Below are 12,554 nucleotides of genomic sequence, written 5' to 3'. Positions count from 1 at the left end.
CCGGCCGCCCGCCCCCCCGCCACGCCCAGGTAAACCCCGAGGCGTCCCGCCCCGTGCCCGGCGACAATGGCGCGCGTGCGGTATCTGATCCTCGGTTCCACCCTCGCGCTCGACGCCCACGGCACGCCCCTTCCCCTGGGCGGGGCCCGGCTGCGGGCGTTGCTCGCCGCGCTCGCCTCGCGCGGAGGGCGGGCGGTGACCGTCGGCGAGCTCGTCGACGACGTGTACGGCGACGAACCCCCGCACGACGCCCCCGCCGCCCTCCAGGCCCTCGTCGGGCGGCTGCGCCGAAGCCTCGGGCGGGAGGCCGTCGCGTCCGTGCCGGGCCCCGGCTACCGCCTCGCCGCCGAGCCCGAAGACATCGACCTGTACGTCTTCGAGCGCCACGTCCGCGACGCGGGCGCCCGCCTCGACGCCGGCGACCCCGACACAGCCGCCGCGCTCCTCCGGACCGCCCTCGCCCTCTTCCGCGGCCCCGCCCTCGTCGACCTGCCCGAGCACGCGCGCGTGCGACCCGAGGCGCAGCGGCTCGCCGCCCTGCGCCGGCGCGTCGAGGCCGATCTCGCGCGCGGTGCCGTCGACGGACTCGTACCGGAGCTGACCGAGCTGACGGACGCGTACCCGTACGACGAGGGTTTCCGCGCCCAACTCGTGCGCGCCCTGCGGGCCGAGGGCCGGCAGGCCGACGCCCTCGCCGCCTACGAGGACGCCCGCCGCGCGCTCGCCGACGGGCTCGGCACCGACCCGGGCGCCGAACTCACCGCGCTCCACCGCGAACTCCTCCACCCGACACCGACACCGCCCCCACAGCCCCGCGAGACCGGGAACATCCGGCCCCGCCTCACCTCCTTCGTCGGCCGCGAACCCGACCTCGCCGCCCTCCGCGCCGACCTCACCCGCTCCCGCCTCGTCACGCTCACCGGCCCAGGCGGCTCCGGCAAGACCCGCCTGGCGGAGGAAGCGGCCCTCGCCGCCGCCGACGCCACCCCCGCCTGGCTCGTCGAGTTCGCGCCGCTCGACGACCCCGCCGCCGTCCCGGGCGCCGTCCTCTCCGCGCTCCGGCTCCGTGAGACCAACCTGATCACCCGCGAGGGCCAGAACCCCCAGGACGACCCCACCCACCGGCTGATCGAACACCTCGCGCCCCGCTCCCTCCTCCTCGTCCTCGACAACTGCGAGCACGTCGTCGACGCGGCCGCAGCGCTCGCCGAGACGCTCCTCACCCGCTGCCCCCGGCTGCGGATCCTCGCCACCAGCCGCGAACCGCTCGGCGTCCCCGGAGAAACGGTCCGGCCCGTCGAACCCCTGCCGCCCGCCCCGGCCCACCGCCTCTTCGCCGAACGCGCCCGTGCCGTCCGCCCCGACTTCGACCTCGCCCCGACGGGTGCCGCCCCGGACACCACCACGGGTGCCGCCACGGGTGCCGCCCCGGACACCACCACGGACGCCGCCAGGGACACCATCACGACGACCGCCGACGGCCTGTCGGCCGTGGACGAGATCTGCCGCCGCCTCGACGGCCTCCCCCTCGCCATCGAACTGGCCGCCGCCCGCCTGCGCCTGCTCACCCCCCGCCAGATCGCCGACCGGCTCGACGACCGCTTCCGGCTCCTCACCTCCGGCAGCCGAACCGTCCTCCCCCGCCAGCAGACCCTCCGCGCCGTCGTCGACTGGTCCTGGGAGCTCCTCGACGCCGACGAACGGACCCTGCTCCGCAGGCTCGCCGTGTTCGCCGGCGGCTGGGACCTGGCCGCCGCCGAGGCCCTCGTCCCGAACGCCGCCGAAACGCTCGGCGCGCTCGTCGACAAGTCCCTCGTCGTCGCCGCCCCCACCGACGACGGCGAGATGCGCTACCGGCTCCTGGAGACGATCCACGAGTACGCCGTCGAGCGTGCCGCCGAGCGCCCGGCGGTCCGCGCCGCCGCCGAGGCGGCCCACACCGCCTACTTCACAGCCCTCGCCGAGCAGGCCGAACCCCTCCTCCGCTCGGGCGAGCAGCTCCCCTGGATCCGGCGGATCGAGACCGACCTCGACAACATCCGCGCCGCCCTCCACCGCACGACCGTCACGGCTCCCGACGAGGCCGCCGCCCACCGGCTCGTCTTCGCCGTGGGCTGGTTCTGGTGGCTCCGCAACTACCGCACGGAAGGCCTGGTCTGGACCGAGCGCGCACTCCTGCTCGGCGAGGACCCGGAGGATCCCGAGGACCCCCGCTTCTGGCCCCGCATGCGGCTGCGCATGCTGTCCTTCTTCCTCGTCGTGGAGAACCGCACGGCCGCCGACCTGCGGGACGATGCCGAGGGCCTCGCACTGGTACGGCGGGTGCGCGACGCCTTCGCCGAGCGGCCCGGGCCCGAGTCGGCCCGTTTCCCGGGACTCCTGTGGCCGTTCACCGCCTTCCTCACCGAGGGCCCCGACGTCCTGCGCGAGCTGCTCGACATCGCCGTCAACACCTGCCGCCGGTACGGCGGTGAGTGGGAGCTCGGCGTCAGCATGATGTTCCGTACGCACCTGGTGATCGACATGCCCGGCGACATGGGCGGCATCGACGACGACCTGGCCGAGCTGCGCGTCCTCTCCCGCCGCGTCGGCGACCGCTGGATGCGGGCGCAGGTGGCGAGCGCGGCGGGCGAGGCGCACATGATCCGGGGCAGGTTCGCGGAGGCGGCGGAGGCGTACGAGGAGGCTCTCGGCCTCGCCCGGGAGGTCGGCGCGCACGCCGAGTCCCCGTTCCTGATCGCCAGGCTCGCCGAACTCGCCTACCGCTCCGGTGACATGGAGGCCGCGGAGAAGGGGCTGACGGAGGCCGAGGCGGAGGCCGCGTACCACCGCATCGAGGACACCGAGGCGTTCCTGCGGTTCATGCGGGCCGTCCTGGCCCTCTACCGCGGCGACGTCCGTGCCGCCCGCACGCACCTGGACGCGGCGAACGAGTCGGTCCTCACCGGCACGCCGCCCCCGCACTTCACCGCCGCCGTGGCCGGGTTCTCCGCGCGCGTCCTCGCGGAGGAGGGCGGCGGTACGGCGGCCGTGGCGGAGGCGGTCGGCGCCCTGCGGATGGCCCGGGAGGCCCAGTGCGCCGGCTTCGTCATGGCCCAGCTGGGGGAGTGCATGGCGAGCGTGCTCAGCCTGAGCGGAGCGGCCCCGGTCGCCGTCCGGGTCCTGTCCGCCGTCGACACCTGGCGGGCCGCGATCCCCCGCTCGGTGCCCGAACTCCTCGAGACGGAGACCGTGATGACCCGGGCCCGCGCCGAACTGGGCGACGCCGCCACCGCGAGCGCCTGTGCCGAGGGTGCCAGGCTGACCCTCGACGAGGTGATCGCCCTCGTGGACGCGTACCTGGCGGAGGACAGGACCGGCTGATCCGTCGGGAGCGGCTGAGCCAGGAAGGACCGGCTCAGAAGAAGGACCCGCTCAGGACCCGCCCAGGACCCGCTCAGGACTCCCTCAGGACCCGCTCAGGATCGGCTCAGGAGCAGCTGATCCGCGACTGCGCCCAGTCCGCGACCGCGACACGGCCCCACGGCGAGATCTCCTCCACGACCAGACGGATCGTCGTGCGGCCCGTGATGTCGACGTGGACCGGGACCGCCGGGTCGCCCGCTTCGACGACCTGCGAGCGCCAGAGCCGCTCACCGTCTGCGTAGACGGAGAAGCGGACGCCTCCGACACCGATCGGTGCGGTCAGGTCGTCGACCCCGACGAGCGCGTCGTAGCTGGTGCACTGCCGGTTGAGGTCGATGACGAGTGCGGACGGCGCGTGCACGCTCACCCCGTGCCCGTACCGCGTGCCGCCGATCGACAGGCCCTGGCGCTGCCACATCCAGCTGCTGTCGCCGAGCCGGACCTCGGGCTTCGTGCCGTCGCCGAAGACGCCGTAGTCCAGCTGGTTCACCTGGTACACGACCGGCGGGGCGGGCGGTGGCGTGGGAGTCGGCGTCGGCTTCGGCTTCGGAGGTGTGGGCGTCGGCGTGGGCGTGGGCTTCGACGGCGTGGGCGTGGGCGTGGGTGTCGGTGTGGGCTTCGGAGGTGTGGGCGTCGGGGTCGGCTCGGGTTCCTCGGCGGCCGGCGGGGCCGCCGGCGGCGTGGGCGTCGGGGTCGGCTCCGGCGGCGGTGTGGGCTCCGGCGGTACGGCGGGGGCGACGGCCGGCGGCGTGGGTTCGGGCTTCGCGACCGGCTGGGGATCCCCGGAGAGCGCCCAGACCAGACCGGCGGTCGCGGCCACGGCCACCGCCGCCGCGATGCCCGCCTTCGCGGGCGCGCCGAGCCCCTCGGCCGCCGCGGCGGAGGACGCTCCGGCCGTACTCGACGAGCCGGCACCGGTGGCCGCTCCCGTCGCTGCTCCTGTCGCGGCTGCGGCCGCACCGGCGCCCGCCGCGCCCACGACCCCGCCCGCCACGACACCCGCGGCCTTGAGGGAGAACCCGGCGGCGAACCAGCCGATGACCGCGATCGGCAGCAGCGCGGGGATCCCGGCGTTCACATGCTCCAGCTCACCGGCGGCGAGCCGGCACTTGGCGCACTCCTCCAGGTGCTTGCGCAGCCCGCGCTCCGCCCGCATCCGCAGGCCGCCGCGCGCGTACGCGCCGAGCCGGTCGGCGTACCGGGCGCAGTCACCGCCCGCCGTCAGGGACGTGCTGACGTGCGCCTGGAGGTACGCCTGCTTGAGGCCCTCACGGGCCCTGCTGGCCAGTACGGCGGTGGCGTTGGCGGTCAGCCCGAACAGCGGCGCGACCTCGCTGGGCGACTCCTCCTCGACCGTGGTGTGCCAGAGCACGGCCTGCCACCGCTCGGGCAGCGAGCGGAACGCCTGCATGGCCAGCGACTGTTCGGCCTCGTGCATGGCCAGGACGTCGGCCCCGAGGTCCAGGGTGTCCTGGTCGGAGACCTCGGAGGAGCGGGCGGCCTGCGCCGCGAAGACGGCGAAGTCGTCGACCAGGTGCTCGCGCTTCTGCGTACGTGTCCAGTTCGCGGCGACCCGCCGGACCGTGGTCAGCAGATAGGCCCGGACCGCCTGCTCGGGGCCCGCCCCGCCGCGTACGGCCTGGAGCGTACGGGCGAACACCTCCGCCGTCAGGTCGTCGGCGGTGTGGGCGTCACGGCAGCAGGTCCTTGCGTAGCGGCGCACGGCCTCCGAGTGGCGACGGAACAGCTCCTCGTAGGCGCTGTCGTCGCCGCCCCGCATCAACTGGATGAGCTCGGCGTCGGAGGGCGGCAGTTCGACCGCGGGCGGAAGGACGGTGTCGGGTCTTTCGGGCTCGTCCGCGTCCTCGGCGGCCGGCCGCGCGGCCCCGCCCTCCCGCTGCTGCGGAACGCTCGGCTCTACCGAAGCCGAAGCCGAAGCCGAGCCCGAAGTGGAAGCCGAGCCCGAAGCCGCAGCCTGCGTCTGGGCCTTGGGTCCACCCTTGGAACCCCCAGGTCCGCCCTGACTCGGCACCTGCCGCGCGGGAAGGTCCCCGGTCTCCGTGCCACCGCCGTTGTCCAGCGGCTCGTCCCGACCGTCACCGCTCATCGCGGAAGCCCCCGTATGCACGCCCAGAACCGAACACCGGGCAAGAGTGCCACAGAGCGCCGACGCGCTGAACCTCCGCGTCCACTTACCACTCGTCCGGGGCCACTTCCGGTATCCGGGCGTAACCGATCACTCGTTCGTGCCATGCTCGACGGTCCGCCCGGACCAACGGAACCGAACAACCCCGCACCGAAACCAGCCCCGCACGCGAACAACCCACACCCGAACCAGCCCCGCACCGGAGCCGGCCCCGCTCCTCCGCCCTCGCGCGCCCTCGCCCGCTATCGCGAGCGGAGGCCCTCCAGCAGGATGTCGAGGAGCCGGGCCGAGGCGGCCGCCTGCTGCGCCGCGTCCGGCAGCGCGGGCGCCGCCGTGGCTATGACGAGCAGGACATCGGCCACGGTCACGTCCGTCCGCAGCTCGCCCGCCTCACGGGCCCGCTCCACGAGCCGTCCGACGACCTCCAGGAGCTCCGCCGCACCGGCGTCGTCCTGCTCGGTCCCCGGCACCGCGCGCGGCGCGCCGACCCGCTGCTCGGACGGGTCCGCGAAGCCCCGCTGGTGCGGCACCCGCGCCTCGTCCTCGGCGCTCCGCGCCGGCAGCAGCAGCTCGTCCGCGTCCACGCCCACCCGCAGGATCTGCGGCGGCAGCAGGCGACCCGCGCCCGAGGCCACCGAGGTCCGCAGGAAGCGCGAGAGCGCCGACCACGGCTCGTCCTCCTGGCCGAGGGCGGTGCGCGCCTGCTCGGTCAGCCGGGCGGTCTCCTCCTCGGCTATCCGGCGGACCAGCACGTCCTTGCTCGGGAAGCGGCGGTACACCGTGCCGACGCCGACCCGGGCACGCCGGGCCACGTCCTCCATCGGCGCGCCGTAACCGAGTTCACCGAAGACCTCGCGCGCCGCGCGCAGCACGTGCTCCAGGTTGCGCTGGGCGTCCACCCGCAGCGGCGCCGACCGGCCGACGGCCCCCGTCGGCCCCACTCCGATGCCCGCACCGGACACCGCACCGGCGCCCGGGCCCGACACCGCGGCGGCACTCGTACCCGCACCACGTCCGTCGAACGCGCTGTCCGTCGTGTCGACGACAGCCTGCCACCGAGAATCCTGCATGTGCATAAGCGTTCCCCCGCTCATGATGTCTCCCCCCGGAGACTCCCCGCCCTGACACGGGGTCGACCCACTGTGCGGCGCTCTGGTCTGTGCGCCACGGGCCGGTACCCCGACGAGGTACGAACATAGTTGAGACGAGGTCAATTCAGAAGGGGGAGTTCCGTACGGTGCGCCCCCCGATCGGAGCAAGGGCCTGAACTCTCCCGATTCCGTTCTCCCGCGCCACCCCCCGCGCCCACTCTGACCTGCGCGTTTCCCACTGTACCCACCCTCTGCGCCACCCCGCGCCCCCGCGCACCTCCGGTCACACAATTTGTCGAGCCTGTGGACAAACCCCGGACGGCGGTGCGTCATGGGACAGTGACCGAACCTGTGCGCATTCTCGTTGTCGGCGGTGGCTACGTCGGGATGTACACCGCGCTGCGCCTGCAGCGGCAGCTCAGGACCGAGCTCAGAAGCGGTTCCGTCGAGATCGTCGTGGTCACGCCCGAGCCGTACATGACGTACCAGCCGTTCCTCCCCGAGGCGGCCGCCGGCTCGATCTCCCCGCGCCATGTCGTCGTCCCGCTCCGCCGCGTCCTCGACCGGTGCCGGATCGTCATCGGCGAGGTCCACGCCGTCGACCACGCCAAGCGGACGGCGACCCTCTCCACCCTCGCCACCGAGGAGGAGGGCACCGGCACCGAGCAGCTCACCTACGACGAACTGGTCATCGCGCCCGGCTCGATCTCCCGCACCCTCCCGGTCCCCGGTCTCGCCGACTACGCCATCGGCTTCAAGACCGTCGAGGAGGCCATCGGACTGCGCAACCACGTCATCGAGCAGATGGACATCGCCTCCTCCACCCGCGATCCCGGCCTGCGCGACGCCGCCCTCACCTTCGTCTTCGTCGGCGGCGGCTACGCGGGCGTGGAGGCGCTCGCCGAGCTGGAGGACATGGCCCGCTACACCGCGCGGTACTACCACAACATCAAGCCGGAGGACCTGAAATGGGTCCTCGTCGAGGCCTCGGACCGGATCCTGCCCGAGGTCGGCGAGAAGATGGGCAAGTACGCGATCCGCGAGCTGCGCGGCCGCAACATCGACGTACGCCTGGGAACGCGGCTCGACTCCTGCGAGGACCGGGTCGCCGTCCTCAGCGACGGCAGCCGCTTCCCCACCCGGACGGTCGTCTGGACCGCGGGCGTGAAACCCGCGCCCGTCCTCGCCGCCACCGATCTGCCGCTCGACGAACGCGGCCGGATCAAGTGCACCGCCCGCCTGACCGTCGAGGGCGTCGAACACGCCTGGGCGGCCGGCGACGCCGCCGCCGTCCCCGACATCACCTCGGACGAGCCCGGCAAGCAGTGCGCGCCCAACGCACAGCACGCCGTACGCCAGACCAAGGTGCTCGCCGAGAACGTCGCCGCCGCCCTGCGCGGCGTGCCGCTCAAGGAGTACGCGCACTCCTACGCGGGCTCGGTCGCCTCCCTCGGCCTCCACAAGGGTGTGGCCCATGTCTACGGGCGCAAACTCAAGGGCTACCCGGCCTGGTTCATGCACCGCGCCTACCATCTCAGCCGCGTCCCGACCTTCAACAGGAAGGCCCGCGTCCTGGCCGAGTGGACCCTCTCCGGCCTGTTCAAGCGGGAGATCGTCTCGCTCGGCTCGCTGGAACACCCGCGCGCCGAGTTCGAACTCGCCGCCGCGCCCCCGCCCCCGAAGAAGGGCCCGAAGAACGGCCCGGACAACGGGTCGGCGGACGGGCCCAAGCCGGGCTGACACCGATGTCAGTGCGGTCGGTCACACTGGACGTGTGACCATAGGTGGGCTCACACCTGCACAGAGTGACTCAGCACGGCCAACAACCACGAGGCATACAGATCCGTGAACTTCACCCGTTGGAGCGCCCGACTCCCCGGCACGCAGCGCCGCACGGCGGCGCGGGGGACCGAAGGCTCCGTGCCCGCGGCCCGCGGTGAGTACGAGCAGCAGCCTGAGCACCTCGCCGCCGAGGCCACCGAGGTCCCCGCCCTGGAGGACTTCTCCGTACGGGAGATCATCGGCCGCCTCCCCGGTCTGGTCGCGCTCGCGCACGGCCCCGAGCACCGCATCGCCTACGTCAACGACGCCTACGCCGCCGCCTTCGGCCCCCGCCCCGCGGGCGCCACAGTCGCCGACGCCTGCCCCGAGGCCGAGGCGCTCGGCCTGCTGCCGCTCATGGACCAGGTCCTGCGCAGCGGAAAGCCCAGGACCGTCAAGTCCCGCAAGACCAAGGACGGCGGCTCGTACACGGTCACCTGCCTGCCGGTGGACTCCGCGCGCTTCGAGGGCGGCGGCGTCCTCGTCCACGCCTCCGACGTGACGGACCACGCCGAGGCCGCCGAGCGGCTGCGCGCCAGCGAGCGCCGGCACCGCGAGACCGCCGTGACCCTTCAGCGCTCCCTGCTCCCGCAGGAGCTGGAGCAGCCCGACGACCTGCGGATCGCCGCCACCTACCAGCCCGGCGGCACGGACGCGGCCGTCGGCGGCGACTGGTACGACGTCATCACCCTGGGCGCGGGCCGCACCGCCCTCGTCATCGGCGACGTCATGGGCCGCGGCGTGCGTGCCGCCGCCGTCATGGGCCAGCTCCGCACCGCCGTCCGTGCCTACGCCCGGCTCGACCTGCCCCCGCACGAGGTGCTCCAGCTGCTCGACGGCCTCGCCGCCGAGATCGACGCCAGCCAGATCGCCACCTGCGTCTACGCCGTCCACGACCCCAACGAGGGCAAGCTCGTCTACGCCTCCGCCGGCCACCTCCCGATCCTCGTCAGGGACGAGGACGGCACGGTCCGCCGCGCCGAGGACCCCACCGGGCCCCCGCTGGGCACCGGCGGCTGGCTGCACACCTCCGGCGCGATCGCCCTGCCGCCGGGTTCCACCGCCGTCCTCTACACCGACGGCCTCGTCGAGCGGCGCCGCGAGGACATCGACGAGGGCGTCGCCGCCCTGGAGCGCGCGCTCTCGGGGGCCCTCGGCACTCCGCAGGTCGTCTGCGACCGGCTGCTGCGCTCGCTCGGTGTCACCGCCGAGCACGACGACGACGTCGCCGTCCTGGTCGTCCAGCACCCCTCCCGCAAGGGAGCGGACGCGGAGCTCTTCCACAACGCGGCCCTGGAACTGCTCGGCGGCGTCGAGGCGGCCCCACGCGCGCGTGCCTTCGCCTCGGGCGTCCTCTCCAGCTGGCGCTTCCCGGTCGAACTGCGCGACCTCGGCGTCCTCGCCACCAGCGAACTGGTGGCGAACTCCCTGAAGCACGGAACCCCGCCCATGCGCCTTCGACTGCGCCGCACCGACCGGCGGCTGATCATCGAGGTCACGGACGGGGACGACCATCTGCCGCGCCGCCGCAGGGCGGAGACGGAGGACGAGGCGGGCCGCGGGATCTCGATCATCGCGACGATCGCCTCGTCCTGGGGCAGCCGCCGCACACCGGGTGGCGGCAAGGCGGTCTGGTGCGAGTTCGCCCTGCCCGACTAGGACAGGGCGCGCGGGGCTCGCGGGGCGCCCCGGCTCACGCCGGGACGCTCTCCTTCTCGGGAAGGTGCTGCGCCACGACCCGCGAGGTCCTGGCGGCGAGCCACGGGTGGTTCTGCGCGGGCGTGAGCTGCTTGCCCAGACGCACCGCGAGGAACGTGATCCCGAGCGAGAAGAGCACGAAGGTCACGATGTACGGCCCGTGCAGCGCGGCGCCCATGGGCCCGCCCACCGCCGGACCGACGGCCAGCGCCAGCTGCTTGACCAGCGCGAACGCCGAGTTGTACTGACCGACCATCGACTCCGGCGCGAGGTCCGCCACCAGCGGCGCCACGGTCGGCGAGAGCATCGCCTCGCCGAGCCCGAAGAGGGCGTACGTGGAGACGAAGGCGGCGGTCGCCATCGCCTGGCTGCCGTGCCCGAGCCCCGCGTACCCGGCGATCACCCACGCCACGGCCCAGATCAGACCGACGGCCGCGATCACCCGCGTACGCCGCCGGCGCTCGACGAACCTCAGCACCACGAACTGGGCGACGACGATGACGGCCGTGTTGGCGGCCAGTGCGATGCCGAGCGTCGACGGCTCGATCCCGGCGGCCTCGGTGCCGTACGCCGCGAGACCCGATTCGAACTGCCCGTAGCAGGCGAAGAAGAGGACGAAGCCCAGGACGCACAGCTGCACCATGGCCTTGTGCCCGAGCAGGGCCCGGACGCCGCCCTTCGCCGAGCCGGCCGGCCGGGTGTCCTGCAGGGCGGGCGAGCCCGGCATCCGGACGGTCATCACGATGGCGCCGAGGACGAGGAACATCGCCGCTTCGATCGAGAAGAGCAGCAGGAAGCTCCCCGGCCGGTTCACGTCGACGAGCTGGCCGCCGATCAGACCACCGACGCCGAGCCCCAGGTTCTGCAGGAAGAACTGCATGGCGAAGGACCGGGTCCGGGTGGTCGGCTCGGAGCACCAGACGATCATCGTCGCGAGCGCCGGCTGCATCACGGCCGTACCGGCACCGAGCAGCGCCGCGGAACCCACGGCGGCGGGCACGCTTCCGGAGAGCCCCATGCCCAGCGCGCCGAGCGACGCGAGGACGGCGGCGACGAGAAGGACGGGCAGGGGACCCCGCCGGTCGATGGCGCGTCCGCTGAACGGCAGGACGACGAGTGCGGCCATGGCGAAGACGGCGAGCACGATGCCCGCCGTGGTCGCGCCCAGGTCCAGCACCTGAGCGACGTACACATAGAGGTACGGAACGGTGAAGCCCAGTCCGAACGCGCTCAGCGCGCTGCCCGCCTGGATCCGCCGCATCGCTGCACCCATCGCCTTGGTCACGGTTCACCCACCTCGATCAGGGCTTCAGGTCTACAGTCCTGAAGCCTCAAGACTTCAACAGTAAAATTAGATCCTTAACAATACACATGGAAGGACTTCAACGCCAACGAGGTCCGTGGGATACTCGGCGCATGAGCGACACCCCCGAGCAGTCCGGCCCGCAGTCACCGCAGGAGCCGACCCTCGACGAGCAGATCGCGGCCTACCAGCGCGAGTACCGCGACCTGGACCCCCAGGTCGAGAAGGTGGTCTCCGCCCTCGGCCGGCTGAACCGCCGGATGAACGTCGCGTACGGCCGCCAGGTCGCCGACCTCGGCATCAGCAACGCGGAGTGGGAGGTCCTCAAGACCCTCGTGCTCTCCGGCGCCCCCTACCGGCTGGGCCCGGGCGAGCTCGCGAAGCGCCTCGGCCTGACCCCGGCCGCCATGACCCACCGCATCGACCGCATGGCCGGCGAGGGCCTCGTCACCCGCGACCGCGACGAGACCAACCGCGTCCGGGTGATCGTGGAGCTGACGGACGAGGGCCGTACGAAGTGGCTCGAGGCGATGCGCATGGCGACGGACTTCGAGGAGAAGCTCCTCCAGGACCTCACGGTCGAGGAGCGCGCCGGCCTCGGCGACATGCTGATCCGCCTCCTGCGCAGGGTCGAGCACACCCAGCCGGACGCGGGCGGCCGCCTCACGGACCTGGACTGACTGTTCCTGGAGGTCACGGGGGCGGGGGTTGACACGCCCCCGCCGTATCCGTAGTGTTCTCCGAGTTGTCACGGGGCCGGAACGGTTCTGCGACAGCCACTCCCGCCGCTTGAAGCGGCACCTCAACTCAGCACGATCCCCCGACCGGGACGAATTTCGGCATGCCGAAATTCATTTCGAATGACTCGATTATGAGTCGCCCGGGAAATCCGCTAGAGTTTGAGCGTCGGAACGGCCCAACAGCCGGGAAGGCAACCCACTCTGACTGGGAATCAGGCCCGAAAGGATCTGATAGAGTCGGAAACGCAGGAAGGCGGAAACGGGAAACCGAAGAAGCCGGAAAGCACCGAGGAAATCGGATCGGAAAGATCTGATAGAGTCGGAAACGCAAGACCGAAGGGAAAAGCCCG

At 73.0% G+C, this 12,554-nt stretch carries 7 protein-coding genes; 4 read left to right on the top strand and 3 right to left on the bottom strand.

All coding sequences use genetic code 11. The features are described 5' to 3' along the window. Positions 1 to 75 precede the first annotated feature (75 nt). The gene (locus AB0E14_RS37845) at positions 76 to 3,363 is read left to right on the top strand and encodes a BTAD domain-containing putative transcriptional regulator (RefSeq protein ID WP_362429462.1); all 3,288 of its coding nucleotides are present in this window, start codon (positions 76 to 78) and stop codon (positions 3,361 to 3,363) included. A 106-nt stretch (positions 3,364 to 3,469) separates the two neighbouring features. Here the strand turns inward: AB0E14_RS37845 and AB0E14_RS37840 are convergent, their stop codons facing one another. Continuing rightward, positions 3,470 to 5,512, bottom strand: a complete 2,043-nt coding sequence (locus AB0E14_RS37840; protein ID WP_362429459.1) for a sigma-70 family RNA polymerase sigma factor — start codon at positions 5,510 to 5,512, stop codon at positions 3,470 to 3,472. 281 nt (positions 5,513 to 5,793) lie between these two features. Beyond that, a complete protein-coding gene (locus tag AB0E14_RS37835; protein WP_362429457.1) occupies positions 5,794 to 6,645 on the bottom strand; it encodes a helix-turn-helix domain-containing protein in 852 nt (283 codons plus the stop codon). A gap of 384 nt (positions 6,646 to 7,029) precedes the next feature. Here AB0E14_RS37835 and AB0E14_RS37830 point away from each other — a divergent pair, with 384 nt between their 5' ends. Both AB0E14_RS37830 and AB0E14_RS37825 read left to right on the top strand, forming a co-directional pair. Continuing rightward, positions 7,030 to 8,382: an NAD(P)/FAD-dependent oxidoreductase gene (locus AB0E14_RS37830; RefSeq protein ID WP_362429469.1), complete on the top strand. Its 1,353-nt coding sequence runs from the start codon at positions 7,030 to 7,032 to the stop codon at positions 8,380 to 8,382. 105 nt (positions 8,383 to 8,487) lie between these two features. Next, positions 8,488 to 10,122 (top strand): SpoIIE family protein phosphatase, encoded by a 1,635-nt coding sequence (locus AB0E14_RS37825; RefSeq protein WP_362429454.1) that lies wholly within the window; start codon positions 8,488 to 8,490, stop codon positions 10,120 to 10,122. A 34-nt stretch (positions 10,123 to 10,156) separates the two neighbouring features. Here AB0E14_RS37825 and AB0E14_RS37820 read toward each other — a convergent pair whose 3' ends face one another. After that, entirely contained in the window at positions 10,157 to 11,434 is a 1,278-nt protein-coding gene (locus tag AB0E14_RS37820; RefSeq protein WP_362429466.1) for an MFS transporter, read from the bottom strand. Positions 11,435 to 11,577: 143 nt separating this feature from the next. On the opposite strand from AB0E14_RS37820, the gene AB0E14_RS37815 reads away from it, so the two are divergent. Next, a complete protein-coding gene (locus tag AB0E14_RS37815) occupies positions 11,578 to 12,144 on the top strand; it encodes a MarR family transcriptional regulator (protein ID WP_362429451.1) in 567 nt (188 codons plus the stop codon). Positions 12,145 to 12,554 lie beyond the last annotated feature (410 nt).

Origin of the sequence: Streptomyces sp. NPDC047981 (assembly GCF_040653315.1) — a bacterium.
GTDB lineage: Bacteria > Actinomycetota > Actinomycetes > Streptomycetales > Streptomycetaceae > Streptomyces.
The sequence above is the reverse complement of the archived record's forward strand: the minus strand, read 5'-3'. Positions and strand labels throughout refer to the sequence as shown.